Below are 24,330 nucleotides of genomic sequence, written 5' to 3'. Positions count from 1 at the left end.
TCGGCCGTTATGAGCACGCGGGCCTTCATTACCGGTGTATCCGGAACGGAACTGACCGCCGTCGAGCGGGAGTTTATCCGCGACCAGCGCCCATGGGGCTTCATCCTCTTCAAACGCAATGTCGCAACGCCAGCTCAAGTTGCTGCACTGGTTGCGGAATTGCGGACGGCGGCGGGTGCCGCCGACGCGCCTGTCCTGATCGATCAGGAGGGCGGACGGGTGCAGCGCCTGGGTCCGCCGCACTGGCCGGTCTATCCGCCGGGCGCCGTCTTCTCGACCCTGTACGACACTGATTCGGCCCTTGGGCTCACCGCGGCGCGCCTGTCGGCCCGCCTGATCGCAGCCGATCTGGCCGATCTCGGCATCACGGTGGATTGCCTGCCGCTGGCCGACGTGCCGGTCGTGGGCGCCGACGCTGTCATCGGGAACCGGGCCTATGGCACCGAGCCCGGCAAGGTCGCTGCAATTGCCCGCGCGGTCACCGAGGGTCTGGAGCAGGGCGGCGTGTTGCCGGTGCTCAAGCACATCCCCGGCCATGGGCGGGCCACTGCCGACACCCATTTCAAGCTGCCGACGGTCGACACGCCGAGGGCCGAGCTGGAACGGACCGACTTCGCCGCGTTCGAGCCGCTTTCGGACCTGCCGATGGCCATGACTGCACATGTTGTGTTTAGCGCCGTCGACCCCGCCCAACCGGCGACGACATCTGCGACAATGATTGCTGACGTGATTCGCGGCGTAATCGGGTTCCAGGGTTTGTTAATGAGTGATGACGTGTCGATGAACGCGCTGTCGGGGAATATCGCCGAGCGGACCCGCGCCATCTTCGCGGCCGGCTGCGACATGGCGCTGCATTGCAACGGCAACATCGAAGAGATGCGCGAGGTTGCCGGCCAGACACCTGAGTTGTCGGGCCGGGCGCTGGAGCGGGCGAACGCCGCGCTCGCCGCGCGCAAGGCTCCGCAGCCGCTCGACCGCGTCGCCGCACGGATGGAGCTGGACGCATTGATCGCACGGGCAAACACGGCATCGGCATGACTGCAGAAATCTTATCGTTTGAGACCGGCCGGCCTGCAGAGCTCGCCGAGGATGAACCGGCGTTGGTGGTGGACGTCGAGGGCTATGAGGGCCCGCTCGACCTGTTGCTCGCGCTGGCTCGGAACCAGAAGGTCGACCTCGCCAAGATTTCGATCCTGGCGCTGGCCGACCAATATCTCCACTTCATCGAAGCCGCGCGAAAGATCCGGCTCGAGCTTGCCGCCGACTATCTCGTCATGGCGGCCTGGCTCGCCTTCCTGAAGTCGCGCTTGCTGCTGCCGGAGCCGCCGAGCGCGGAAGGTCCGAGCGCCGAGCAGATGGCCACCGCGCTCGCCAATCGCCTGCGCCGGCTGGAGGCCATTCGCGAGGCCGCCAACCGGTTGATGCACAGGCAGCAATTGCTGCGCGACATCTTCCCGCGCGGCGAGCCCGAGCAGATCGCCGAGATCAAGCATCCGAAATACACCGCGACGCTGTACGATCTGCTCACCGCCTATGCCTCCCAGCGCCAGTCGCGCGTGCTGGCGAGCGTGCATCTGGCCAAGCGCACGGTGTGGTCGCTCGCCGAGGCGCGCGCCACGCTGGAGCGGCTGGTCGGCAGCATCAGCGAGCAGGACGATTGGGGCGTGCTCGACGACTTCCTGGTCCGGCACGTCGCCGATCCCACCCAGCGCGCGACGGTGTTCGCCTCGAGCTTCGCCGCTGCGCTGGAGCTGGTTCGCGAAGGTCAGCTGGAGCTGAACCAGAAAGAGGCGTTTGCGCCGATCTATTTCCGGAAGGGGCGCCCCAAGCCGGTGCCGGACGCAGCTCCTGCGCCTGATGCGCCGGTCGCTTAAGTGCAAGAAGGAGAAGCTACCATGGCAAGCCTGGCTGAAGTGCGGGTAGAAGAGGCCGAGCCGATGGAGAACGAAACCCAGGCGCGTCCCGAGGAATTGCGGCTGCTGGAAGCGCTGCTGTTTGCTTCGAGTGAACCGCTGGACACCGCGACGCTGGCCAAGCGCATGCCCGAGGGCGTCGACGTCAAGGCCGCGCTCGAGCAATTGCAGGCGGACTATTCGTTGCGCGGGGTGAATCTCGTTCGCGTCGCCAACAAATGGACCTTCCGCACAGCCGGCGATCTCGCCTGGCTGATGACGCGGGAGAGCACCGAGACCCGCCGCCTGTCGCGCGCGGCGATCGAAGTGCTGGCGATCATTGCCTATCACCAGCCTGTGACGCGCGCCGAGATCGAGGAGATCCGCGGCGTCGTCACCTCGAAGGGCACGCTCGACGTGCTGCTGGAGACCGGCTGGATCAAGCCGCGCGGCCGGCGCAAGACGCCCGGCCGTCCGCTGACCTTCGGAACCACCGAGGACTTCCTGTCGCAGTTCACCCTGGAACAGCTCGGCGATCTGCCGGGCCTCGAGGAGCTGAAGGGCACGGGCCTGCTGGATTCGCGCCTGCCGACCGGATTCAGCGTACCGACGCCGTCGGACGACCCGCAGCTGCGTGAAGACGAGGATCCCCTGGAACCGGGCGAGGACCTCGATCTGGCGCTGGCGCCCGCGGTCGAGCCCGAGACCCCGGAAGAAGCGCCGGAAGGCGGCCATGAGGGTGGCGGCGAAGGCGGCACCGAAGAGTGAGGCCCCGGCGTTTTACCGGCCCCCTGCGACCGGTTAACACTAGCAAGATTACGTAGTGCCAACAGCGAATTGGCACTGCCTAGGTCCTTGTTTTTGACACCTGCCGAGCCTAGGTTTCGGAGAAGATCGGCCGGGTCCCCGGCCATGCGCGTTTGGAGGGTTGCAGGATGGGTTCACTCAGCATTTGGCACTGGATCCTGGTGATCGCAGTGGTCCTGCTTCTGTTCGGCCGCGGCAAGATTTCGGATCTGATGGGCGACGTGGCGCAGGGCATCAAGGCGTTCAAGAAGGGCATGCAGGACGATGACAAGCCCGCCGAGAAGCCCGAGCCGGCGAAGTCCATCGAGCACAACAATGCGCCGACCGCGGCGCGGTCCGACGTCGGCAGCAAGGCCGTCTGAGCCGGAAAGCACGCGAGACGCGGGTGCGGCCCGATCCTGCGCGCAAGGGATTTGGCCGGCTGCGGCTTCGCGTGAACGGAAGACCTCATGTTCGACATCGGGTGGAGTGAACTGGTCCTGATCGGGGTCGTCGCCTTGGTCGCCATCGGCCCGAAAGAGCTGCCGGGCGTGCTGCGCATGGTCGGGCAGTGGATGGGCAAGGCGCGCAAGATGGCCGCCGAATTCCAGGGCCAGTTCCAGGAAGCGATGCGCGAGGCCGAAATGGCCGACCTCAAGAAGAGCTTTGACGAGGTCAAGGAAGCCGCGACCGGCTTCACCAGCAACAATCCGCTGACCTCGCTCCAGAAGGACGTCAGCGACGCGCTGCGCGTCGATGCGCTGGACAAGCCGGCCGAGACGCCTGCGACTGCAGCTATCGAGCCGCCGGCGACTTCAATTGAAGCGCCGGCGACTTCAAGTGAAGCGCCGGTCACTCCGACGACACCGGAAGCGCCGACGCCTGCGACCTTCATGGAAGCCGAGGCACACGCAGCCGCGAACGAGCCGCTCGTGATCACCCGAGAGGTCGAGCAGGCAGCAGTCGCGCAGGACACCGCGCCATCCGAAGCGATCAAGGACGCCAAAGCGTCATGAGCGACGCCGATATCGAGGCCAGCAAAGCCCCGCTGATGGACCATCTGATCGAGCTGCGCTCGCGGCTGATCAAGGCGCTGCTCGGCTTCGGCATTGCATTCATCTTCTGCTTCTTCTTCGCCAAGCAGATCTACAACGTGCTGGTCTGGCCGTTCGTGTGGGTCGCGGGTCCCGAGAATTCCAAGTTCATCTACACGGCGCTGCTGGAATATTTTATCACCCAGCTCAAGCTCGCGCTGTTCGGCGCCGGCTTCATCTCGTTCCCGGTCATTGCGACGCAGATCTACGGATTCGTGGCGCCGGGTCTGTACAAGCACGAGAAGCAGGCCTTCCTGCCGTATCTGGTCGCGACTCCCTTCTTCTTCGTGCTGGGCTCCGCCCTGGTCTATTTCGTCGTGCTGCCGATGCTGGTCCGCTTCTCGCTCGGCATGCAGCAGGCCGGCAGTGACGAGACCGCACAGATCCAGCTCTTGCCCAAGGTCGGCGAATATCTGTCGCTGATGATGTCGCTGATCTTCGCCTTCGGTATCGCCTTCCAGCTCCCGGTGATCCTGACTCTGCTCGGCCGCATCGGCATCGTCTCGGCGAAGATGCTGCGCGAGAAGCGGCGCTATTTCATCGTCATCGCCTTCGTCATCGCCGCCGTGCTGACGCCGCCGGACGTGCTCAGCCAGTGCTCGCTCGCGATCCCCTTGCTGTTGCTCTACGAAGGCTCGATCATCGCGGTCGCGATGGTAGAGAAGAAGTTGGCGGCGACGCAGGCGACGACCGGCACCGACGTGTCCACGCCGGCCAATCCGGCGGAGTAGGGCCTTTCGCTCTATCATTGCGCCGCTCAGCCCATGATTCGTCATGCCCGGGCTTGACCCGGGCATCCACGGCTTGATCTAAGGCGGCAAGGACGTGGATGGCCGGGATAAACCCGGCCATGACGGGAAGACAGCCATGCACGACATCAAATCGATCCGCGACAATCCGCAAGCCTTCGACGCCGGTCTCGCGCGGCGAGGCCTGAAGCCGTTGTCGACCGCGCTGCTCGCGATCGACGAGACGCGGCGTGCGGCGATCCTGGCGTCCGAGCAGGCGCAGGCGCGGCGCAATGCGGCCTCCAAGGAAATCGGCGACGCGAAGAAAGCGAAGGACGAGGCGCGCGCGGCCAAGCTGATGGCCGAAGTTGCCGAGCTCAAGACCACGATGCCGCAGCTCGAGGCCGCCGCGAAAGCCGCCGACGATGAGCTGGCAAAAGAGCTGTCCGCCATCCCGAACATTCCGTTCGGCGACGTGCCCGACGGCGTCGACGAGCACGGCAACGTGCAGCGCCATGTGTTCGGCAACAAGCGCAACTACAGCTTCGCGCCGAAGCTGCATGACGATCTCGGCACCGCGCTCGGCGACATGGATTTCGAGGCGGCGGCAAAACTGTCGGGAGCGCGCTTCGTCGTGCTGAAGAAGGGCCTGGCGCGCCTCGAGCGCGCGCTCGGCCAGTTCATGCTGAATCTGCACGTCGACGAGCACGGCTATACCGAGATCAATCCGCCGCTGCTGGTTCGCAACGAGATCATGTTCGGCACCGGACAATTGCCGAAATTCGAGGACGATCAGTTCTGGGCGATCAAGGGCGAACTCCTTGCGTCGCCCGACCAGGAGCGGCTGAAGACAGAGCGCCTTGGCCTCATCCCGACCGCGGAAGTATCGCTCACCAACCTCGCGCGCGAATCAATCCTCGACGAAAAGCAGCTGCCGATGCGGCTCACCGCGCTGACGCCGTGCTTCCGTGCCGAGGCGGGCGCGGCCGGGCGCGACACGCGCGGCATGATCCGCCAGCACCAGTTCACCAAGGTCGAGCTGGTCTCGATCACGACGCCGGAGAGCAGCAGGGACGAGCACGAACGCATGCTCGCCTGTGCCGAGGAAGTGCTGCGGCGGCTCGACCTGCATTATCGCGTGATGACGCTGTGCGCAGGGGACATGGGTTTCTCGTCGCAAAAAACCTATGACATCGAGGTCTGGATGCCGGGCCAGGGCGAGGGCGGGGCATTCCGCGAGATCTCGAGCTGCTCGGTCTGCGGCGACTTCCAGGCGCGCCGCATGGATGCGCGCTCGCGCGGTCCCGACGGCAAGCCGCGTTTCGTCCACACGCTGAACGGTTCGGGCACTGCGCTCGGCCGCGCGCTGATCGCCGTGATGGAGACCTATCAGCAGGAGGACGGCTCGATCGCGGTCCCCGACGTACTTCAGCCCTATATGGGCGGCGTGAAAGTGATCGGGCGGGACTAACGCTGGAAACGATCGGTTGCGCGGAGCGGAGGGCCGGCTATCCTGCCGGCCATCCGTCAATGCGAACCGACCGTTCATGGCCTTGCATCGCGACATCTTCTGGGTCGGCCGACAATGGGCGGTGACGGGGGGCGGAATCCAGGCCGTCGATCAGCGCCTGCGCGGCGTGCTCGACATCGAGGTCACGCGGCTCTGGGACGAGGATTTCGTGCAGAGCCGGCGGGCCAAGCCCGGTGTGAACGCTGCCGACTTCGACAGCGCGCTGACGGTGGCCCGCGAGCGCTTTCCGCAAACGCCAGAGCCGGACGCGCTCGTTGCGGAATTGGAGGCGCTCGGCGTGATCGAGGCGCCGATCGTCAGTCCGGCGGTGCGGGCGATGGAGCTGCGCGTGGAGGGCCGGCTGGCGCGCTTCCTGCCGCAATGGCGCATCCGCCGCTAACGGGTTCAGGCCGGCTCCCTGATCGGCCGGTTTGCCTGATCGGCCGGAGCCGGATAAGACGGCTCAGACCCCGCTTTTTGGAATCGGCACTTCGCATGCGCATTCTCTGCACCAATGACGACGGCATTCACGCCCCCGGCCTCAAGGTGGTCGAGGAGATCGCGCGCGCGCTGTCCGACGACGTCTGGGTGGTGGCGCCCGAGCTCGACCAGTCCGGCGTCTCGCATTCGCTGTCGCTGAACGATCCCTTGCGCCTGCGCGAAGTCGGGCCGCGGCACTTCGCCGTGCGCGGCACGCCGACCGACTGCGTGATCATGGGGGCGCGCCATATCCTCGGCGCCAAGCTACCCGACGTCGTGCTGTCCGGGGTCAACAAGGGCCGCAACGTCGCCGAGGACGTGGTCTATTCCGGCACCATCGCCGGCGCGCTGGAGGGCACCATCCTGGGGTTGCCCTCGTTCGCGCTGTCGCAGGAGTTCAGCGTCGAGACCCGCGAGCACCCGCCGTGGGACACCGCGCGCAAATTCGGGCCCGACATCCTGCGCAAGGTGATCGCCGCCGGCATTCCGAAGGACACCGTCATCAACGTCAACTTCCCCTCCTGCGCGCCGGAGGACGTGCTCGGCATCCGCGTCACGCGCCAGGGCAAGCGCAATCTCGGCTTCTTGCGGATCGACGAGCGCAGAGACGGCCGCAACAATCCCTATTTCTGGATCGGCTTCGAGCGCTCTGCGATGCTGGACACGCCGGCGGACGGTACCGATCTGGCGGCGCTGCGGGAGCGCTATGTCTCGGTCACGCCGCTCAGGCTCGACCGCACCAACGAAGCGTTTTCGGAAGAGCTCAGCGCGACGCTAAAATAGCGCCTAGCCGCCGCGAAGTGCGGCTTCGATGGTTTTGCCGAGCGCGTCGAGCTGGAACGGCTTCTGAAGCGCCGGCCGGTCGCGATATTGCTCGGGCAGGCCGGAGGAGCCGTAGCCGGTGGCGAAGATGAACGGACAGCCCTTCGCCTTGATCACGTCGGCGACCGGCGAGATCACCTTGCCGTTGACGTTGACGTCGAGAATGGCGATGTCGAATTCGGTCGCCTGGGCGAGCCGCAGGGCCTCAGTGATGTCGCCCGCCTCAGCTGCGACCTTGTAGCCGAGCTCTTCGAGCATATCCGCGACCATCATCCTGATCATCACCTCGTCTTCGACGAGGAATACAGAGCGGCCTGAAAGCCCTGTCGCGGTCATAGTTGGTCCCTTGCCCATTGCCAAAAACGTTCGCAGATAACACGAATTGACGCAATGCGCGTTTTGACGAACGGATATCTGAAAATGGTCATCGCGGCTCGCCCGTGGCAAGCCAATTTGTGGTCAAATGCTCCAGGCGAAGGATATCATAGGTTCCTGAGCAGGAACACGATTCTAGCGCCCGGGTTGAATGTCCACCGGATCCGGCAAGACGGCACAAGCAGGCAATGACCTCCGATCAGCATCCGCCGGAAAAGATGATGTTTCAGCTCACGCTGCGGCGTCGGGGCATCAGCGACCAGGCGGTGCTGCGAACCATGGAGGCGGTGCCGCGCGAGCTTTTCGTCGACGAGGCCGATCGCGACGGCGCTTATCGGGACAGCGCGCTGCCGATCGCCTGCGGGCAGACCATCAGCCAGCCCTTCGTCGTGGCCTACATGACCGAACAGCTGCAGCTCCAGAAGCGGCACCGCGTGCTGGAGATCGGGACAGGATCCGGCTATCAGGCCGCCGTGCTGTCGCGGCTCGCCGGCCAGGTCCTGACCGTCGAGCGCTATCGCAAGCTTGCCGACACGGCACGCGCCAGGCTCGAAAAGCTCGAATGTCACAATGTCGAGGTGATGCTCGGCGACGGTCTCGATCTGCCGCCCAATATCGGCCCATTCGACCGCATCATCGTCACCGCCGCGGTGGAGCAGATACCTGAGAATCTGGTCGAGCGGCTCGAGGTCGGCGGTATCCTGATCGCGCCGGTCGGCCCGCATCAGGGCGTGCAGACGCTGATCCGCCTGACCCGCACCGAAGCCGGGATCGAGCGCAAGGAACTCGTCGATGTCCGCTTCGTGCCGGCGCTGCCCGGGGTGGCGCGGGAGCTGTAGATTTCCGGATCGGCTGTGCTGCCAACATCTTATTGGGAGGGTTAAGCCGTTATTTACTCGGCGCGTGTTTACTTAAAAGACCAGTTCAGTTGCGTACGAGTGAGTAACCATGTCCGTCGTCGCCGAGTTGCTTTACTCGCGCCGCGTACCGCAGGTCGCGGTGCTGGCGCTGATCTCCTTCAGCTTCGCAGGGTGCAGCGCCGACATGTCGTCGCGGCTGTCCCAGTCGAACTTCTCCAACCCCTTCGCGTCTGATCAGACCGGTTCGGTGCAGCAGGCACCGCCGCCGCAGCGCGAGCTGCCGCAATATTCGCGGCCGCAGACGCAGTCCGGTTATTATCAGTCGCAGCCCTTGCCGCCGCCGGCGGTGACCGCACCGCAGTCCTATCCCGTTGCGGGTGGTGGTGGCGTGTCCGGAGGCGGGCGCGGCGTCAGTTCCTACGCGCCCCCGACGCAGCCGCATCTCGAGACCACGGCTACTGTGCCGCCGCGTTCCGTTGCCGCGGCTCCGCCGGCCGGAGGCACCAAGATCATCGTCGGCACCAGCGACACGCTCGATGTGATCGCCAGGCGCTATCACGTCACGCCGCAGGCGATCCTCGCGGCCAACGGCTACAAGGGGCCGCGCGCGCTCTCGCCCGGCCAGCAACTGATCATCCCGCATCCGGCTACGGCCGCTGCGCCTGCGCCGGCTCCCGTCGCGGCGGCTCACGTGATGGCGCCTGCGGCCAAGCCAGTTGCGGCCATTGCTGCGCCGTCGAGCATGCACTTCGTCAACCGCGGCGATACGCTCGCCAGCATAGCCCGCAAGAACCACATCTCGTCGGTTGAGCTGGCCCGTGCCAATGGCCTCGATCCCTCGGCCAAGCTAAAGCTCGGCACCAAGCTGACGGTGCCCGGCGCCAGGACCGCTGTGCTGGCGCCGCCGGTTGCTGCGGCTCCGGTTGGAGCCGGACCGGTTGCCGGCACGCTCCAGCCGGTTGCGGCTGCTCCCGCGCCCGCCACCAGGATGGCGGCTGCCGCCGCGCCGGTGCAGAGCGCGCGCCTGGCTCAGGCCACGGCGAATGTCGAAGAGAAACCCGCCGCCGAGGCGCCGGCGAAAGCAGCAGAGACCACCAGCGCGCTGCCGACCTTCCGCTGGCCGGTGCGCGGCAAGGTGGTCACGAGCTACGGCGCCAAGACCAACGGTAAGTCCAATGACGGCATCAATCTCGCGGTGCCCGAGGGGACGCCGGTCAAGGCAGCCGAAGACGGCGTCGTTGCCTACTCCGGCAACGAGCTGAAGGGTTACGGCAATCTGGTCCTGGTTCGGCATTCCAACGGCTACGTCACCGCATATGCCCATGCGAGTGAGCTGTTGGTGAAGCGCGGCGATACCATCAAGCGCGGTCAGGTCATTGCCAAGTCGGGTCAATCCGGGGAGGTGGCGTCGCCGCAGCTCCACTTCGAGATCCGCAAGGGATCGACCCCGGTTGACCCGCTTCAATTCCTGAACGGGGCGTGAGGCTTACAGAGCCTCCGCATTGAAGCTGTCGTCGCCCGGCTTGACCGGGCGATCCAGCATTCCGACACAGCAGTCATTGAGCCGATAAGCCGCGGTGTACTGGATTCCCCGCCTGCGCGGGGAATGACAGTTGTGGGGGAGGCGAAACGGTCCGCTACTTCGCCGTCAGCTTCACGCCGAGGCGGCCCGCCAGCTCCTGCACGAATTGCCAGGCGACGCGGCCCGAGCGGGAGCCGCGGGTGGTCGACCATTCCAGCGCCTCGCGCTCCAGCGCTTCGTCGTCGAGCTTGACGCCGAAATGGCTGCAATAGCCGCGCACCATGGCGAGGTATTCGTCCTGGCTGCAGCGGTGGAAGCCGAGCCAGAGGCCGAAGCGATCGGACAGTGACACCTTCTCCTCAACGGCTTCGCCGGGATTGATCGCGGTCGAGCGCTCGTTCTCGATCATGTCGCGCGCCAGCAGATGACGGCGGTTCGAGGTGGCGTAGAGGATCACATTCTCCGGCCGGCCCTCGATGCCGCCTTCGAGCACCGCCTTCAGCGATTTGTAGGACGCATCATTGCCGTCGAAAGAGAGGTCGTCGATGAACACGATGAAATGGAAGCTGGCGTCCCGGAGCTTCTCCATCAGCATCGGCAGGCTCTCGATGTCCTCGCGGTGGATCTCGATCAGCTTCAGCCTGTCGGCCGGCTTTCGCTCCGCATTGATGCTGGCATGCGCGGCCTTCACCAGCGACGACTTGCCCATGCCGCGCGCGCCCCAGAGCAGCGCGTTGTTGGCGGGCAGGCCGTTGGCGAAGCGCTCGGTGTTCTCCATCAGGATGTCGCGCATCCGGTCGACGCCCTTGAGCAGGAACAGCTCGACGCGGCTGACCCGCGGCACCGCGGCGAGGCGTCCGTCGGGGTGCCAGACATAGGCATCGGCCTCTTTGAACGACTCGCGTTCGAGGGCCGGCTTGCCCTGGGCGGAGAGGTGCGCCGCAATGGTCTCCAGCGCGCGGACGATGCGCTCCTGCGAGAGGTCCGGGGATGCATTGACGGTCCCTTTGGTCGTCCCCTTGGGGCGTTTTGCCGCGACGAGGGCGGGCTTGCGGGCAGGGGTGCGTGGGCCTTTGCCGGCCGGGCTTTTGCTGGGTTTTCTGGGCATGTCCGAAGTTCCTGAGAATGCAGCCTTATCGGGCCTGACGTCGCGCCGCAAGGTGGCCAAATGAGCGGTCTGGCAGCGTTGCAATTGGGACAATGGCCGCTATAGTCCGCGCGAATTTGACCGAGCCGGTCGCCTTTGAGGGCCTGACCGGCTTTCCCCCGTTCTCACGAGGATCGTCCGAATGCTGATTACCCCTGCGTATGCCCAGGCCGCGGGCGCCGGCGACACCAACAGCATGTTGATGTCGCTGCTGCCGTTCGCCCTGATCTTCGTGATCATGTACTTCCTGATTCTGCGTCCGCAGCAGAAGAAGGTCCGGGACCACGCCGATCTCGTGAAGAACATCCGCCGCGGCGACACCGTCGTGACCTCGGGCGGCCTCGTCGGCAAGGTCACCAAGGTCGTCGACGACGACCAGATCGAGTTCGAGATCGCCGACGGCGTGCGGGTGCGTCAGATGCGCTCGATGGTCTCCGGCGTGCGCGCCAAGGGCGAGCCGGCCAAGGAATCCAAGGAAAGCGCGAAGGATAGCGCCAAGGACGACGCCGCGTCGAAGTGAGCGCGTCCGCGAGCATTTCAAGTCTCCTGATCTGACAGGTCCAGTCGATGTTGTATTTCACGCGGTGGAAGGCGCTCGGGATCATCCTGACGGCGCTGATCGTGTGCCTCTGCGCGGTCCCGAACTTCTTCCCCGAGGCGCAGGTCAAGACCTGGCCCGCCTGGGCGCAGCGCCGGCTCGTGCTCGGCCTCGATCTCCAGGGCGGCTCCTATCTGCTTCTCGAGGTCGATTCCGCCTATGTGAAGAAGGAGCGGCTCGACCAGGTTCGTGACGACGTTCGCCGGACGCTGCGCGATGCCAAGATCGGCTTCACCGGCGGCGTCACCGTGCGCAACGACGCGGCCGAGGTTCGCATCACCAAGGAGACCGACGTTCAGGCTGCGCTCGCCAAGCTGCGCGAGCTGTCCCAGCCGTTGGGCGGCCTGATGGGATCCAGCGGTCAGCGCGACCTCGAGGTGACCGATGCCGGCGGCAGCCTGATTCGCTTGACCGTCCCACAGGCCGCGATGCTCGACCGCATGCGCAAGACCATCGAGCAGTCGATCCAGATCGTCGAGCGCCGAGTCAACGAGCTCGGCACCGTCGAGCCCGTGATCCAGCGCCAGGGCAATGACCGCATCCTGGTGCAGGTGCCGGGTCTTCAGGATCCGACGCGCCTGAAGAAGCTGCTCGGCGAGACCGCGAAGATGGAATTCCGCATGGTCGACACGACCGTGTCGCCGGACCAGGCGCAACAGGGCAAGTTGCCGCCGGACTCCGAGTTGCTGATGAGCGCGTCGCCGCCGCCGACGCCCTATGTGGTCAAGAAGCAGGTGCTGGTTGCCGGCGGCGATTTGATCGATGCCCAGGCGACCTTCGACCAGCGTACGAGTGAGCCGGTCGTCAGCTTCAAGTTCAATACGTCGGGCGCGCGCAAGTTCGCGCAGGCCACGCAAGAGAATGTCGGGCTGCCCTTCGCGATCGTGCTCGACAACAAGGTGATCTCCGCGCCCCGGATCAACGAGCCCATCACGGGCGGGCAGGGACAGATCTCCGGCAGCTTCACGGTCCAGTCCGCCAACGATCTCGCAATCCTGATGCGCGCCGGCGCGCTGCCGGCGCCGCTGACCGTGGTCGAGGAGCGCACCGTCGGTCCGGGCCTCGGCCAGGACTCGATCGAGAAGGGCGAACTGGCGGCCTATGTCGGCTCGATCCTTGTCATCGTCTTCATGCTGCTGACCTACCGGCTGTTCGGGGTGTTCGCAAACATCGCGGTGGCCATCAACGTCGCCATGATCTTCGGCCTGTTGTCGCTGCTCAACGCCACGCTGACGCTGCCCGGCATCGCCGGCATCGTGCTCACCGTCGGCATCGCGGTCGACTCCAACGTGCTGATCTACGAGCGTATCCGCGAGGAGCTGCGCGGCGGCCGCAACGCGATCTCGGCGATCGACGCCGGCTTCAGGCGGGCGCTGGCGACCATTCTCGATTCCAACATCACCACCTTCATTGCCGCCGCGGTGCTGTTCTACATCGGCACCGGCCCGGTGCGCGGCTTTGCCGTGACGCTCGGCATCGGCATCATCACCACGGTGTTCACCGCCTTCACCATGACCCGGCTGATCGTCGCCTGGTGGGTGCGGTGGAAGCGGCCGCAGAGCGTGCCGATCTAGGAGCCTGATCGTGACTCACACCGTTCTCATCGGGCTCGGCGTCCTCATCGCCATTCTCACCGTGGTCGCAGCCTTTGGCTGGCTGCCATCGCTGCGGATCGTTCCGGACGATACCCATTTCGACTTCACGCGCTTCCGCCGGATCAGCTTCCCCATCTCGGCGGCGCTGTCGATCCTCGCCATCACGCTGTTCTTCACCCACGGCCTGAACCTCGGTATCGACTTCAAGGGCGGCACGCTGCTGGAGGTGCGGGCCAAGTCCGGCGCCGCCGACATCGCGGCGATGCGAAGGACGCTGGATGGCTTGCGGCTCGGCGAAGTGCAACTGCAGCAGTTCGGCGGCCCCGAGAACGTCTTGATCCGCGTTGCCGAACAGCCCGGCGGCGACAAGGCGCAGCAGGATGCCGTGCAGAAAGTCCGTACCGCGCTCGGTGATTCCATCGAGTACCGCCGCGTCGAGGTGCTCGGTCCGCGCGTCGCCGGCGAGCTTCTGGCTTACGGCATGCTCGGCCTGATGCTCGCGATCGTCTCGATCCTGATCTATCTCTGGTTCCGGTTCGAATGGCAGTTCGCGCTCGGCGCCATGATCGCCAACGTGCACGACATCGTGCTGACGATCGGCTTCATGTCGATCAGCCAGGTCGATTTCGACCTGACCAGCATCGCTGCGCTTTTGACCATTCTGGGCTATTCGCTCAACGACACCGTCGTCATCTACGACCGTATCCGTGAAATGCTGCGGCGCTACAAGAAGATGCCGATGCCGCAGCTGCTCAACGAGTCCATCAACTCGACGCTGTCGCGCTCGATCATCACCCACTTCACGGTGACGCTGGCGCTGCTGGCGCTGCTCCTGTTCGGCGGGCACGCCATCCACAGCTTCACCGCGGTGATGATGTTCGGCGTGGTGCTGGTCGGCACCTACACCTCGATCTTCATCGCGGCGCCGATCCTGATCTATCTCGGCGTCGGCGAGCACCGCGAGGATGCGCCTGATACGGCTGCGCCGGCGAAGAAAAACAAGGCATGATCCGAACCGCATGCCCTCGCAGGCGTTTGCGAGGGCAGTAAGCCCATTCGGACCAAGCTCATGGCCGGCGATCCCAACGCTCCCCATTTCCCGCGCTCGGCGCCGATCGAAGCCTATGGCAAGGGCGGCTTCGCCTTTGCCGGCATGTCGCATCGGGGCTCGCTGCTGTGTCTCCCCGACGCGATCTGGGCCTGGGACGTGACGGATCCCCAGAAGATTGACCGCTATTCGCTGGACCGGGTGTTCACGGCCGCCAACAGCATCGACACGCTTCTGATCGGCACCGGAACCGGGGTCTGGCTGCCGCCGCCGGCGCTGCGCCAGGCGCTCAAGGCGGTGATGGTGGTACTGGACACGATGCAGACCGGCCCCGCCGTGCGCACCTACAACATCATGATCGGCGAACGGCGGCGGGTTGCGGCTGCGCTGATCGCCGTGCCATGAACGCCGCCGCAGCTCCGCCCGACAATTTGTCCTTCTGCGCCGATCTCGTGCGCAGCCACGACTTCCCGCGCTATGCCGCGACGTTGTTCGCGCCCGCTGCCGAGCGCCGCGCGCTGCTGGCGCTCTACGCCTTCAATGTCGAGATCGTCCGCGTCCGCGACCAGGTGAGCCAACCCTTGCCCGGCGAGATCCGCTTTCAATGGTGGACCGATCTGTTATCGGGCGTGGTCCACGGCAGTGCCGAGGGCAATCCGGTCGCAGCCGAGCTGCTGCGCGCGATCCGTGATTTCGATTTGCCGGTCGAGCCGCTGTCGCTGCTCGTCGACGAGCACCAGTTCGACCTCTACAACGACCCGATGCCGACGCTGACGGTGCTGGAAGGCTATCTGGCCGCGACCTCATCGGCGCTGTTCGTTCTCGCGGCCCGTATCATGACGCAGCCCTCGGAGGCCGTTGAACATATCGCCCGTCATGCCGGGCTTGCGCAAGGCATCGTGCAAATCATCACGACTCTGCCGCGCGATGCCGCGCACCGGCAGATGTTTGTGCCGCAGCAGCTGCTGGCGGGCCACGATTGCGACATCGAGGACGTGTTTGCCGGCAAGGACACGCCGAACCTGCGCGCCGTGCTGGAGCAGCTCGCGGGCGAAGCGAGGCAGCATCTGGCTACGGCCCTGTCGTTGCTGGCGGAGGTGCCGCCAGCGGCTCGGGCAGCATTTCTGCCACTCGCGGAGGTACGGGCCGACCTCGCGCTCCTGTCACAACCCGGGCGCAATCCGTTTACGCCGAGGCAATCGTCCCGGCTGCGCACGCTGTGGACGCTGTGGCGGGCTTCGCGGTCGCGTGAGTTTACCAAATAGCGGCTGGCTTATCGCCTGAGCCGGCCAAATGCCCTATGCTGTCCCATGGCTGAATTGTCCCAAACCTCGCCCTTCGATCTCAGCGGTTTGCCAGTCGCCCCAAGCGACATTGCCGCCGCCGCCGAAACGATCAGGGGCGCCGTCGTCGAGACGCCCTGCAGCTACAGCCGCACGCTGAGCAGCATCTGCGGCTGCGAGATCTGGCTCAAATTCGAGAACCTCCAGTTCACCTCCTCGTTCAAGGAGCGGGGCGCGCTCAACCGTCTCACCGCGCTGACGCCGGAGGAGCGCGCACGGGGCGTGATCGCGATGTCGGCGGGCAACCACGCGCAAGGCGTGGCCTATCACGCCAAGCGGCTCGGCGTTCCCGCCACCATCGTCATGCCGGTCGGCACGCCCATGGTGAAGGTCGAGAACACCCGGCATCACGGCGCGGAGGTGGTCGTCACCGGCGCGACGCTGGAGGAGGCGGCCGCATTCGCGCGCAGCCACGGCGAAGCGCGAGGCATGATCTTCGTCCATCCCTACGACGATCCGCTTGTCATCGCGGGGCAGGGCACGATCGGGCTGGAGATGATGAGGGCCGTGCCGGAGCTCGACACGCTGGTCGTGCCGATCGGCGGCGGCGGCCTGATCAGCGGCATCGGCATCGCCGCGAAATCGATCAAGCCGTCGCTGCGAATCCTGGGCGTTGAGGCCTGGCTCTATCCGTCGATGTACAATGCCATCCATGCCGGCAATCTGCCGGCGCGCGGCGATACGCTGGCCGAAGGCATCGCGGTGAAATCGCCCGGCAAGATCACCACCGAGATCGTCCGCCGCCTCGTCGACGACATCGCGCTCGTCAACGAAGCCGAGCTGGAGCGCGCGGTCGCGACCCTGATCTCGATCGAGAAGACGGTCGTCGAGGGCGCTGGCGCCGCCGGCCTCGCCGCGCTGATGTCGGATCCCTCCCGCTTCGCGGGCCAGAAGGTGGGCCTCGTCTTGAGCGGCGGCAATATCGACACGCGGCTGATCGCATCCGTCCTCACGCGCGAACTCGCGCGCGAGGGACGGTTGACCCAGCTCTCGCTCGATATCCCTGACAGGCCCGGGCAACTGGCCGCAGTGGCCGCGCTGCTCGCCGAAGCCGGCGCCAACATCATCGAGGTCTCGCACCAGCGGACCTTCTCCGACCTGCCGGCCAAGGCGACACTGCTGCAGCTCGTCATCGAGACCCGCGACAGCGCCCATCTCGACGAGGTGATGGCGAAGCTCAGCGCCTCCGGCTTGAGCGCGCGCTGCACTTGAGTGACACGCCGACGTCAGGCCGAGCTGAGTGCTACTCCGGAAGGCCTGCAATGCGGAGGGCTTCGCCAAGTGAGGAGGCCAGCGCTGGCGCGCAGTTGACGCCCTGAAATTGACGGCCGTAGTGGAACGACGGGTGCAGCTCCAGCACCCGCGCGGCCGCCGCCTTCGCCTCCTGCAATCGTCCAAGCCTTGCCAGCGCCGCGGCCAATTGCACATAGGTGATGCTGTGGCGAGGATTGGCTTGAACCGAGCGGTAAGCGGCGCGGCACGCCTCCTCATATCGGCCGCGATGGAAGTGCCCGAGAGCCTGGGCGTCAAATGCTGCGAAAGCCCAAGAATCGAACGGGCTGAGCCGTAGGCCTTGTTCGCTCCATTCGATGGCTCGGTCGGGATCTCCGCCCCAGCCGAGCACGACGCTGCCGAGGATGTAGGTCAGCGCCGATGACGGGCTGATGGCGAGCGCGGCCTCGAACGCGACGAATGCTGCGGAGCGGTCGTGCCCGTCCATGCCGATCGAAAAGCCCGCGAGCGTAAGGGCAAGCGCGTCGTCCTGGCCGTGGGCGATGGCCGAGCGTGCGTGGCGGATCGAGGCCTCGCGATTGGCCTCCTGCAAGCCGGCCCGAAGGAATAGGCAATGATGGCACATTGCGGCGTTGCCGTGCGCCAGCGCATAATCCGGTTCGAGGGCGATCGACCGGTCGAGCAGCGAAAGTGCCTGCCTGACCTGTTCCGGCATGCCGGAATCGACATCCGGTTGCGCCCGCAGGACGATATCATAGGCGTCGAGGCTCTCGGGTCGCTTGCGTTTGACCCTGTTGATCTCGGCGCGCCGCAGGCTTGGGGCAATGGCGCCGACCACTGAGAGGGCGATGTCGTCCTGAAGCGCGAAAACGTCTTCGGACCTTCGGTCGTAGCGATCGGCCCATACATGCATTCCGGTCGATGCGTCGATGAGCTGCCCGGTGATACGCACCATCGCGCCGGTTTTCCGGACGCTGCCTTCCAGCACGTATCGGACGCCGAGCTCGCGGCCTATCTGTTTCACGTCCACCGCAGCGCCCTTGTAGATGAACGTCGAATTCCGCGCGATCACGAACAGCCAGTTGATGCGCGACAGGCCGGTGATGATGTCGTCAACCATCCCATCGGCAAAGTAGTCCTGCTCGGCATCGCCGCTCAGGTTTGCAAAGGGCAATACCGCGATTGACGGACGGTCGGGCAGGGGCAGTGGCGGCTGCTCGCGGGCCGCGGTTGCGCAGTCTGGATCGAGCGTCGTGGCGGCTGGACCAATGTATCGATAGCCGCGCCGTGGCAGGGTCTCGATCCAGCCCGCCTCTCCGGAGATTGCGGCCATGATGCGCCGCACAGCTGCGATCTGGACGGTCAGATTGCTTTCCTCGATCGCCAGGGCAGGCCAAGCTGCTTCGATCAGGGCGTCCTTGGACACCGGCGCGCCGCCCCGCCGGACCAGCAAGGCCAGCAGCAGCACAGCGCGCTGGCCGAGTGGGGTGGGCTCGGCACCGTGGAACAAGATCCCCGCGTCGACATCGATGCGGAATGGACCAAATTCAAGGATCGCGGCCATTACCGAAGAAGGACATATTTTGCAGGTCCTTTGCAATGTTTTCCGAATGGTTTTGGGACTTTCCGAGACCGTCGCAGCACCATGGTTCGCCATTCACGCGAAGCTGCAACGAGCCATGGAAGGTCCCTATGAACGCGAAACCAGTCATCCGCAGGCCCGGCGAGAACAGGGGCATCACGCTGCGCGGCCATCCCATGACCTTCCTGGTGACCGGGGAGGACACTCAGCACACCAGCATGTTCGACTGGACGATCCCGCCGGGGTTTGCCACGGGCCGTCACGTTCATCGGGTGCAGGAGGAAACCTTCTATATGCTCGAAGGCGAATGCGAATGGCACGTCGGCGACGAGGTCGTCCGGGCCCGGCCCGGGACCTATCTTTTTATTCCGCCGGGGTTGCCCCACAACATCACCAATGTCAGTGAGGAGCCCGCGCGCGTTTTGATGACCGTGTCACCGCCGGGGCACGAACATTACTTCGAGGAGTTGGCCAAGCTGACCGCGAGCGGAACGCCAGACGCGAAAGCAATCAGCGAGTTGCGGGCACGTTTCGACACTGATCAACTATCCGCTCTGACAACGAGAGCGTGAGATCGGCGCCATGGCGACGGCAGTTTGGAGTCGATCCGAGCGCCCAAACCTATTTCGGTTTATCGCGGCGTCAAATTCGCAACATGAGCGATCAGTCGATCGATCTCGGCTTCCGTATTGTAATAATGCGGTGACGCCCGCACGACATGCGGCAATGAGCGAAGTTCGGCATCGATGCGCGTGCTCGACGGATCTGAAGCGCCAATGGTGATGCCGGCTGCCGCGGCACTGGCGACAACTGCGTCCGCCTCGTGCCCGTCCAGGGTGAAGCTGACGATGGCACCCGGCGCACGTCCGAGGTCGCGAATGGTGATGCCGGCGAGGGCCGCGAGGCCGCTGCGAAGACGGCCGGCAAGCATGCGGCAGCGTTGTTCGATCGGGGCGATGCCGATCTTCAAGGCGTAATCGACGGCAGCGCCGAGCCCGAGCCTTGCCGCGTAATTGTTTTCCCAGGTCTCGAAGCGGCGGGCGTCGTCGCGAAGCCGATATTCATCGCGTGAGACCCAGGGCGCCGCAAAGTGATCGATCATCGGCGGCTCGAGCCGTTGCAGCGTCGCGCGGCGAACGTAGAGAAATCCGGTGCCGCGGGGGCCGCGCAGGAATTTGCGACCCGTGGCCGACAGCATGTCACAGCCGAGGGCTTCGACATCGACCGCCATCTGGCCGACCGCCTGGCAGGCGTCGAGCAGATAGGGAATGCCGTGCGCCCGCGCGATCTTGCCGACCGCTGCCGCCGGATTTGTCAGCCCGCCATTGGTCGGGACCCAGGTGATCGCGATCAGCTTGACGCGCGCATCGATCATGCGTTCGAGCGCGTGGATGTCGAGCTCGCCTGTGGCATCGCTCGGCACGACGTCGATCGTCGCGCCTGTCCTCTTGGCGACCTGAAGAAAGGCGACATAGTTGGCCGCGTATTCCGCCTCGGCGGTTAGAATGCGGTCGCCCTTGCGAAACGGAAGCGCGTAGAACGCCATCTGCCACGCGACCGTCGCGTTTTCCACCAGCGCGATCTCGTCGGGCGCGGCATTGAGCAGACGCGCCACCGAGCCGTAGACCGCTTGGAGCCGGTCGGCCTCGCGATCGGCGGCGGCATAGCCTCCGATCTGGCTTTCCAGATCGATATGCTGCTTCATCGCCTCGACAACGGAGGTCGGCATCAGAGCCGCGCCTGCGTTGTGGAGGTAGGCGAGCCGGCTGGCGGCCGGCGTGTCGGACCGAATTTGGTCGATGTCGATCACCAACTCCTCCACTTCTCGCGATCCCTGATGCTTGAATTAGATGCGCCGAAGGGGCCGAGCAAGACGTAAGGCCGCGGAGGCTGGCAGGATCTCAAATGCAGAGGCCGAGCAGCTTGACGTGGCAGTTGCTGGACTTCGGTTTGCTTGCGGGCGCAGCCTCGCGTTTTACGGCAACCAGCGGCTCCTTGTCCTTTTTCTTGCCCTTGCCTTTCGGCTCGTAATCGCCGGCGATCACCATCGCCCAATAGGTACGTTTGCCGCTCGCATTTTTCGCACTTGCGATGCCGACGCGGGAGGCGTTGTGCAGCAACAGGTTCTTGCGGTGACCGGACGAGTCGATCCACTGGCCCAGCGTCTTCTCGAAATTATCGTAGCCGTAGGCGATGTTCTCGGCGGCCCGGCCCGCGCCAGCCGGTGCGACGCGGCGGTTGAAAGGGCCGAGCGCGTCGTGGCTGAGGTCGTCCTTTGCCGCCATCGCGCGGGCCTGGTCCATGGCGATGCGATCGAGGGTCGAATCGCGGACGACGCGGACTTCGCCGTGCTTGAGGCGGAAGCCCGAGATCAGCTCGGCCGGCGAGTCCGCCATTGCGGCTGTGGCGTTCAGCAGCAGAAGGCCGGCGATCATTGCGCCAATCCCACCACGCGTCATTGTCCACTGCCTGCGCATGACTCCACCGCCCCCAATTCTCCGACCGCTTCTCTATCGCCAATGTGGACGCTTCAAGGCGCGATCCGGCCCGTCAGCTCGTCGGCAAATCCGCCTCGAAATTGAAGCGGTCGCGCAGGTTTTTCCGTTGTTCCAGAATGTCCTTGAGGAACGCGCGATCCTGGTCGTTCTTGATCATCGGCTCGATCAGGTCGAGCTGGTTCATGGCAACCAGTTGCAGGATCTCGGTGCGCGGCTTGCCGCTGGCGTCGCGTGGCAGCGCGTGCACCACCTGGATGTGCTCCGGCGGTTTCGGCCCCTTGGCGGCTGAAAGGTCGTTCCGCAACTGGCCTTCGAGCGTGACCTGATCGGCTTCGACGAAAGCGTAGAGCCCGACGCCGGAGCGACGGTCGGCAAAAGCGACGATGGCGGTGTCGCGCACGGCCGGATTCTTCCGGATCAACTCGGTCAGCACCGGTGCGTCGTTGACCAGCCTGCGACCGCCGCCCTCGCGGTCGGTGAAGTTGAACAGCCCGCGCGTAATGGCACGATAGACTTTCTTGCCGGTGGCGAGCCACAGGCTCGCGGCAAACGACTTCTTGGCGAGGATCTTACGCTCGCGCGGCGTCAGCGCCTCGGGCGCGTAGGAACGCTTGTGCTTGAGCAGATGCCTGAGGTCTTCGTAGGCGAGGATGCGATAGAGCCGGCCGTGCCGGTTGAAGCAGGCGGCGAGCTGGAAGTCGGTGACATAGGCGAGGCCGTCGCGGCCGACCAGCCAGTTCTGCTCCTTGGCAAGATCGTTGTGGCAGATACCGGCGCGGCGCAGCCGACGCAGCGCCGCCTTGGCCGAACGGAAATAGGCGAGGTCGCCATGCGGCTTTGCCAGATGCAAAGCGACGCCGTCAACGAAGCCGCGCACCAGCGCACGGCGTCCGGCCCACAGCAGCTCAGGTCCGACATTCAGCCCCTTGGCGAGCGCCAGAGCGTGCTTCTCGCGGGCGAACAGATGGCGGGCCAGAGGGAACGACCACCACGGCACCTCGTCGAGCCGGCGCAGCACGGCATCGACCTCGCCGCTCTCGCCGCGGAACCGCCCGCGCTCGACGGTCGAGAACACGTCGCGCTTGAGCAGCACGCCCTCGGTCCAGCGCGCCGAGAGCGTCGCGGCGTCGTCTTTGGGGAGGCTCATTGCAAACTCACGCGGCTGCGGGCATGCGCAAATGATCGGCGATCCAGCGATCGAGATCGGCGAGTGCGAGAGCGCTCATCGCCTGTTTCTTGGCCACCGTCTTCTCGTTGCCGCGCAAGCGTGTGCCGTCGGGCTTCTTCGTCGGCACGCTCGCAAGCGGCGGGAATAGACCGAAATTGATGTTCATCGGTTGGAACGACCGTGTGCCGGGCTCGATGGTCTCGATATGGCCGCCGGTGATGTGGCCGAGCAGCGATCCCAGCGCGGTCGTCCCCGGCGGGCCGACAAGCGTCTCGCCGCGCGCGTCCGCTGCTGCATAGAGACCGGCAATCAGGCCGACGCTGGCCGATTCCACATAGCCCTCGCAGCCCGTCATCTGGCCGGCGAAGCGCAGCCGCGGCTGCGCACGCAGGCGCAGCTGGCCGTCGAGCAGCTTCGGCGAGTTCAGGAAGGTGTTGCGATGCAGGCCGCCGAGACGGGCGAACTCTGCATTCTCCAGCCCGGGGATGGTGCGGAAGATGCGCTGCTGCTCGCCGTATTTCAATTTCGTCTGGAAGCCGACGATGTTGTAGAGCGTGCCGAGCTTGTTGTCCTGGCGCAGCTGCACGATCGCGTAGGCTTTGGTCGTAGGATCGTGCGGATTGGTGAGGCCGACTGGCTTCATCGGTCCGTGGCGCAAGGTCTCGGGGCCGCGCTCCGCCATTACCTCGATCGGCAGGCAGCCGTCGAAATAGGGCGTGTTGGTCTCCCACTCCTTGAATTCGGTCTTCTCGCCCGACATTAGCGCGGCGACGAAGCCGTCATACTGCTCCTTGGTCATCGGGCAGTTGATGTAGTCCGCGCCGGTGCCGCCGGGGCCGACCTTGTCGTAGCGCGACTGGAACCAAGCCACCGACATGTCGATGGATTCGCGGTGCACGATCGGCGCGATCGCGTCGAAGAAGGCGAGCGCGTTCTCGTCGGTCAGTTCGCGGATGGCATCAGCCAGCGGCGCGGAGGTGAGGGGGCCGGTCGCAACGATGACGTTGCTCCACTCGGCCGGCGGCAGGCCTGCAATCTCGCCGCGGGCGATCTGGATCAGGGGATGGTCGTTGAGCGCCTTGGTGACGGCCGCGGAGAAGCCGTCACGGTCGACGGCGAGCGCGCCGCCGGCGGGCACCTGGTTGGCGTCGGCCGCGCGCATGATCAGCGAATCGAGCCGGCGCATCTCCGCATGCAGCAGGCCGACGGCGTTGTTGGCGGCGTCGTCCGAGCGGAACGAATTGGAGCAGACGAGCTCGGCGAGCCCGTCGGTGCGGTGCGCTTCGGTCATGCGGCTCGGCCGCATCTCGTGCAACACTACGGGCACGCCGGCCTTGGCCACCTGCCAGGCGGCCTCGGAGCCGGCAAGGCCGGCGCCAATCACGTGCACGCTGTTGGAATGGGATCCTGTCATGGGGCGGACAGGTAGCGCTTTTCGGCGGAGAGTGGAATCGCCGAGATCGAGTTTTCTGCCACCAGATACGACAACGCCCGCACGAGGCGGGCGCTATCGGTCCGTTCCGGTGAAGGGTTGAAGGATATCAGCCCTGATACTGACCGGCGGCAACGCGCGGGATGTCCGAGCGATCGAGGCCGATATCGGCCAGTTCGCGATCGCTGAGCTGGGACAGTTCGGCAACATTGCGCTGATAGTCCCGGAAGGCCTGGATCATGCGGATGAGCGAGAGCAGCATTGGTAGTCTCCTGTAGTTCGATTCAGCTCTTGCCCGAGCCTCATCGTTGAAATGAATATACGTGAGAGTGGTGCAGTGCGAAAGTTCCGATGTTGCGATGCAGCTAAGCGCATGGCGCATACCGCAAGTAAGGAACGCTTAACCTCTTGCCAGTGCCGCCTAAGGGTTGGGCTGAATGACGCGGATCTGCCGATAAATTCCCGTGAAAGCAATGGCTTAAATACAGGCGATTGATCGCGGTCAAAGCCGAAATAAGTTGCGTGTGGGTCGTCGGCAAGTCACTCACTTAGCTTGTACACCCAAGTCGGTCATGCGTGATTCGCATGGTGAGAAGATTCCCATTGTGAACATAAAT

26 protein-coding genes are annotated in these 24,330 nt (G+C 65.2%); 18 read left to right on the top strand and 8 right to left on the bottom strand.

Features of this window, described 5'->3' with window-relative positions:
- Positions 1-9: 9 nt before the first annotated feature.
- From nagZ to surE, 9 genes are all read left to right on the top strand, one after another.
- Positions 10-1,038 carry a beta-N-acetylhexosaminidase gene (gene nagZ, locus CIT39_RS18470; protein ID WP_094977790.1) on the top strand — a complete coding sequence of 343 codons (1,029 nt, stop codon included), beginning with the start codon at positions 10-12 and terminating at the stop codon, positions 1,036-1,038.
- A complete protein-coding gene (locus tag CIT39_RS18465) occupies positions 1,035-1,874 on the top strand; it encodes a segregation and condensation protein A (RefSeq protein WP_094977791.1) in 840 nt (279 codons plus the stop codon). The genes nagZ and CIT39_RS18465 overlap by 4 nt, the downstream gene beginning before the upstream one ends.
- Before the next feature lie 21 nt (positions 1,875-1,895).
- Positions 1,896-2,660, top strand: coding sequence for an SMC-Scp complex subunit ScpB (gene scpB, locus CIT39_RS18460; protein ID WP_162308567.1), 765 nt, complete (start codon positions 1,896-1,898; stop codon positions 2,658-2,660).
- A gap of 167 nt (positions 2,661-2,827) precedes the next feature.
- A complete protein-coding gene (locus tag CIT39_RS18455) occupies positions 2,828-3,061 on the top strand; it encodes a twin-arginine translocase TatA/TatE family subunit (protein ID WP_028145381.1) in 234 nt (77 codons plus the stop codon).
- A gap of 87 nt (positions 3,062-3,148) precedes the next feature.
- Positions 3,149-3,694: a Sec-independent protein translocase protein TatB gene (gene tatB / locus CIT39_RS18450; RefSeq protein WP_094977793.1), complete on the top strand. Its 546-nt coding sequence runs from the start codon at positions 3,149-3,151 to the stop codon at positions 3,692-3,694.
- The gene (gene tatC, locus CIT39_RS18445) at positions 3,691-4,503 is read left to right on the top strand and encodes a twin-arginine translocase subunit TatC (RefSeq protein WP_094977794.1); all 813 of its coding nucleotides are present in this window, start codon (positions 3,691-3,693) and stop codon (positions 4,501-4,503) included. Before tatB ends, tatC begins: the two co-directional genes overlap by 4 nt.
- A 136-nt stretch (positions 4,504-4,639) precedes the next feature.
- On the top strand, positions 4,640-5,971 hold the full coding sequence (serS, locus tag CIT39_RS18440; protein ID WP_094977795.1) for a serine--tRNA ligase: 1,332 nt from the start codon (positions 4,640-4,642) through the stop codon (positions 5,969-5,971).
- A 76-nt stretch (positions 5,972-6,047) separates the two neighbouring features.
- Positions 6,048-6,410, top strand: a complete 363-nt coding sequence (locus CIT39_RS18435) for a hypothetical protein (RefSeq protein ID WP_094977796.1) — start codon at positions 6,048-6,050, stop codon at positions 6,408-6,410.
- A 95-nt stretch (positions 6,411-6,505) separates the two neighbouring features.
- On the top strand, positions 6,506-7,273 hold the full coding sequence (gene surE, locus CIT39_RS18430) for a 5'/3'-nucleotidase SurE (RefSeq protein ID WP_162308566.1): 768 nt from the start codon (positions 6,506-6,508) through the stop codon (positions 7,271-7,273).
- Positions 7,274-7,276: 3 nt separating this feature from the next.
- On the opposite strand, the gene CIT39_RS18425 is transcribed toward surE, so the two are convergent.
- The gene (locus CIT39_RS18425) at positions 7,277-7,648 is read right to left on the bottom strand and encodes a response regulator (RefSeq protein ID WP_094977798.1); all 372 of its coding nucleotides are present in this window, start codon (positions 7,646-7,648) and stop codon (positions 7,277-7,279) included.
- 227 nt (positions 7,649-7,875) lie between these two features.
- On the opposite strand from CIT39_RS18425, the gene CIT39_RS18420 reads away from it, so the two are divergent.
- Together CIT39_RS18420 and CIT39_RS18415 are read left to right on the top strand one after the other, a co-directional pair.
- Positions 7,876-8,526, top strand: a complete 651-nt coding sequence (locus tag CIT39_RS18420; protein ID WP_094977799.1) for a protein-L-isoaspartate(D-aspartate) O-methyltransferase — start codon at positions 7,876-7,878, stop codon at positions 8,524-8,526.
- Positions 8,527-8,635: 109 nt separating this feature from the next.
- Complete coding sequence (locus CIT39_RS18415; protein ID WP_094977800.1) at positions 8,636-10,030, top strand: LysM peptidoglycan-binding domain-containing M23 family metallopeptidase; 1,395 nt, start codon at positions 8,636-8,638, stop codon at positions 10,028-10,030.
- A gap of 154 nt (positions 10,031-10,184) precedes the next feature.
- Here the strand turns inward: CIT39_RS18415 and CIT39_RS18410 are convergent, their stop codons facing one another.
- Positions 10,185-11,177 carry an ATP-binding protein gene (locus tag CIT39_RS18410; protein WP_094977801.1) on the bottom strand — a complete coding sequence of 331 codons (993 nt, stop codon included), beginning with the start codon at positions 11,175-11,177 and terminating at the stop codon, positions 10,185-10,187.
- A gap of 181 nt (positions 11,178-11,358) precedes the next feature.
- Here CIT39_RS18410 and yajC point away from each other — a divergent pair, with 181 nt between their 5' ends.
- Genes yajC through CIT39_RS18380 form a run of 6 tightly spaced genes read left to right on the top strand, consistent with a single transcriptional unit; the run spans position 11,359 to position 17,012 of the window.
- Positions 11,359-11,736 (top strand): preprotein translocase subunit YajC, encoded by a 378-nt coding sequence (gene yajC, locus CIT39_RS18405; RefSeq protein ID WP_094977802.1) that lies wholly within the window; start codon positions 11,359-11,361, stop codon positions 11,734-11,736.
- A 47-nt stretch (positions 11,737-11,783) separates the two neighbouring features.
- Entirely contained in the window at positions 11,784-13,388 is a 1,605-nt protein-coding gene (secD, locus tag CIT39_RS18400) for a protein translocase subunit SecD (RefSeq protein ID WP_094977803.1), read from the top strand.
- 10 nt (positions 13,389-13,398) lie between these two features.
- Entirely contained in the window at positions 13,399-14,418 is a 1,020-nt protein-coding gene (gene secF, locus CIT39_RS18395) for a protein translocase subunit SecF (RefSeq protein ID WP_094977804.1), read from the top strand.
- Positions 14,419-14,478: 60 nt separating this feature from the next.
- Complete coding sequence (locus CIT39_RS18390) at positions 14,479-14,862, top strand: Mth938-like domain-containing protein (protein ID WP_094977805.1); 384 nt, start codon at positions 14,479-14,481, stop codon at positions 14,860-14,862.
- Positions 14,859-15,722: a phytoene/squalene synthase family protein gene (locus tag CIT39_RS18385; RefSeq protein ID WP_094977806.1), complete on the top strand. Its 864-nt coding sequence runs from the start codon at positions 14,859-14,861 to the stop codon at positions 15,720-15,722. Before CIT39_RS18390 ends, CIT39_RS18385 begins: the two co-directional genes overlap by 4 nt.
- Positions 15,723-15,767: 45 nt before the next feature.
- Positions 15,768-17,012: a threonine ammonia-lyase gene (locus tag CIT39_RS18380; RefSeq protein ID WP_094977807.1), complete on the top strand. Its 1,245-nt coding sequence runs from the start codon at positions 15,768-15,770 to the stop codon at positions 17,010-17,012.
- A 31-nt stretch (positions 17,013-17,043) separates the two neighbouring features.
- Here CIT39_RS18380 and CIT39_RS18375 read toward each other — a convergent pair whose 3' ends face one another.
- Complete coding sequence (locus CIT39_RS18375; protein ID WP_094977808.1) at positions 17,044-18,597, bottom strand: winged helix-turn-helix domain-containing protein; 1,554 nt, start codon at positions 18,595-18,597, stop codon at positions 17,044-17,046.
- Positions 18,598-18,725: 128 nt separating this feature from the next.
- Between CIT39_RS18375 and CIT39_RS18370 the strand changes: the two genes are divergently transcribed.
- The gene (locus CIT39_RS18370; RefSeq protein ID WP_094977809.1) at positions 18,726-19,187 is read left to right on the top strand and encodes a cupin domain-containing protein; all 462 of its coding nucleotides are present in this window, start codon (positions 18,726-18,728) and stop codon (positions 19,185-19,187) included.
- A 59-nt stretch (positions 19,188-19,246) separates the two neighbouring features.
- Here the strand turns inward: CIT39_RS18370 and CIT39_RS18365 are convergent, their stop codons facing one another.
- The 5 genes from CIT39_RS18365 to CIT39_RS18345 all read right to left on the bottom strand — a co-directional run bounded on the left by CIT39_RS18365 (position 19,247) and on the right by CIT39_RS18345 (position 23,975).
- The gene (locus CIT39_RS18365) at positions 19,247-20,425 is read right to left on the bottom strand and encodes an aminotransferase class V-fold PLP-dependent enzyme (protein ID WP_094977878.1); all 1,179 of its coding nucleotides are present in this window, start codon (positions 20,423-20,425) and stop codon (positions 19,247-19,249) included.
- Between the two features lie 91 nt (positions 20,426-20,516).
- Positions 20,517-21,050: a CAP domain-containing protein gene (locus CIT39_RS18360; RefSeq protein WP_244607604.1), complete on the bottom strand. Its 534-nt coding sequence runs from the start codon at positions 21,048-21,050 to the stop codon at positions 20,517-20,519.
- A 115-nt stretch (positions 21,051-21,165) separates the two neighbouring features.
- Entirely contained in the window at positions 21,166-22,260 is a 1,095-nt protein-coding gene (locus CIT39_RS18355; protein WP_094977811.1) for a serine/threonine protein kinase, read from the bottom strand.
- Positions 22,261-22,267: 7 nt separating this feature from the next.
- Positions 22,268-23,695: a methylenetetrahydrofolate--tRNA-(uracil(54)-C(5))-methyltransferase (FADH(2)-oxidizing) TrmFO gene (trmFO, locus tag CIT39_RS18350; RefSeq protein WP_094977812.1), complete on the bottom strand. Its 1,428-nt coding sequence runs from the start codon at positions 23,693-23,695 to the stop codon at positions 22,268-22,270.
- 127 nt (positions 23,696-23,822) lie between these two features.
- The gene (locus CIT39_RS18345; RefSeq protein ID WP_007590701.1) at positions 23,823-23,975 is read right to left on the bottom strand and encodes a DUF1127 domain-containing protein; all 153 of its coding nucleotides are present in this window, start codon (positions 23,973-23,975) and stop codon (positions 23,823-23,825) included.
- Between the last annotated feature and the right edge of the window lie 355 nt (positions 23,976-24,330).

The sequence above is a fragment of the Bradyrhizobium symbiodeficiens genome (assembly GCF_002266465.3).
GTDB classification, from domain to species: Bacteria; Pseudomonadota; Alphaproteobacteria; order Rhizobiales; family Xanthobacteraceae; genus Bradyrhizobium; species Bradyrhizobium symbiodeficiens.
Note: the sequence above shows the minus strand (reverse complement) of the source record. Positions and strands in the feature narration are given on the sequence as shown.

Excerpts from the sequence above, each read along its gene's own strand:
- CIT39_RS18380 (WP_094977807.1), top strand. The coding sequence starts at position 15,768 with ATGGCTGAATTGTCCCAAACCTCGCCCTTCGATCTCAGCGGTTTGCCA.
- CIT39_RS18385 (WP_094977806.1), top strand. The coding sequence starts at position 14,859 with ATGAACGCCGCCGCAGCTCCGCCCGACAATTTGTCCTTCTGCGCCGAT.
- CIT39_RS18375 (WP_094977808.1), bottom strand. The coding sequence starts at position 18,597 with ATGGCCGCGATCCTTGAATTTGGTCCATTCCGCATCGATGTCGACGCG.
- CIT39_RS18390 (WP_094977805.1), top strand. The coding sequence starts at position 14,479 with ATGGCCGGCGATCCCAACGCTCCCCATTTCCCGCGCTCGGCGCCGATC.
- CIT39_RS18435 (WP_094977796.1), top strand. The coding sequence starts at position 6,048 with ATGGCCTTGCATCGCGACATCTTCTGGGTCGGCCGACAATGGGCGGTG.
- CIT39_RS18420 (WP_094977799.1), top strand. The coding sequence starts at position 7,876 with ATGACCTCCGATCAGCATCCGCCGGAAAAGATGATGTTTCAGCTCACG.
- trmFO (WP_094977812.1), bottom strand. The coding sequence starts at position 23,695 with ATGACAGGATCCCATTCCAACAGCGTGCACGTGATTGGCGCCGGCCTT.
- CIT39_RS18355 (WP_094977811.1), bottom strand. The coding sequence starts at position 22,260 with ATGAGCCTCCCCAAAGACGACGCCGCGACGCTCTCGGCGCGCTGGACC.
- CIT39_RS18455 (WP_028145381.1), top strand. The coding sequence starts at position 2,828 with ATGGGTTCACTCAGCATTTGGCACTGGATCCTGGTGATCGCAGTGGTC.
- CIT39_RS18345 (WP_007590701.1), bottom strand. The coding sequence starts at position 23,975 with ATGCTGCTCTCGCTCATCCGCATGATCCAGGCCTTCCGGGACTATCAG.
- yajC (WP_094977802.1), top strand. The coding sequence starts at position 11,359 with ATGCTGATTACCCCTGCGTATGCCCAGGCCGCGGGCGCCGGCGACACC.
- tatC (WP_094977794.1), top strand. The coding sequence starts at position 3,691 with ATGAGCGACGCCGATATCGAGGCCAGCAAAGCCCCGCTGATGGACCAT.
- CIT39_RS18425 (WP_094977798.1), bottom strand. The coding sequence starts at position 7,648 with ATGACCGCGACAGGGCTTTCAGGCCGCTCTGTATTCCTCGTCGAAGAC.
- CIT39_RS18465 (WP_094977791.1), top strand. The coding sequence starts at position 1,035 with ATGACTGCAGAAATCTTATCGTTTGAGACCGGCCGGCCTGCAGAGCTC.
- tatB (WP_094977793.1), top strand. The coding sequence starts at position 3,149 with ATGTTCGACATCGGGTGGAGTGAACTGGTCCTGATCGGGGTCGTCGCC.
- CIT39_RS18370 (WP_094977809.1), top strand. The coding sequence starts at position 18,726 with ATGAACGCGAAACCAGTCATCCGCAGGCCCGGCGAGAACAGGGGCATC.
- secD (WP_094977803.1), top strand. The coding sequence starts at position 11,784 with ATGTTGTATTTCACGCGGTGGAAGGCGCTCGGGATCATCCTGACGGCG.
- serS (WP_094977795.1), top strand. The coding sequence starts at position 4,640 with ATGCACGACATCAAATCGATCCGCGACAATCCGCAAGCCTTCGACGCC.
- CIT39_RS18360 (WP_244607604.1), bottom strand. The coding sequence starts at position 21,050 with ATGATCGCCGGCCTTCTGCTGCTGAACGCCACAGCCGCAATGGCGGAC.
- scpB (WP_162308567.1), top strand. The coding sequence starts at position 1,896 with ATGGCAAGCCTGGCTGAAGTGCGGGTAGAAGAGGCCGAGCCGATGGAG.
- surE (WP_162308566.1), top strand. The coding sequence starts at position 6,506 with ATGCGCATTCTCTGCACCAATGACGACGGCATTCACGCCCCCGGCCTC.
- nagZ (WP_094977790.1), top strand. The coding sequence starts at position 10 with ATGAGCACGCGGGCCTTCATTACCGGTGTATCCGGAACGGAACTGACC.
- CIT39_RS18410 (WP_094977801.1), bottom strand. The coding sequence starts at position 11,177 with ATGCCCAGAAAACCCAGCAAAAGCCCGGCCGGCAAAGGCCCACGCACC.
- CIT39_RS18415 (WP_094977800.1), top strand. The coding sequence starts at position 8,636 with ATGTCCGTCGTCGCCGAGTTGCTTTACTCGCGCCGCGTACCGCAGGTC.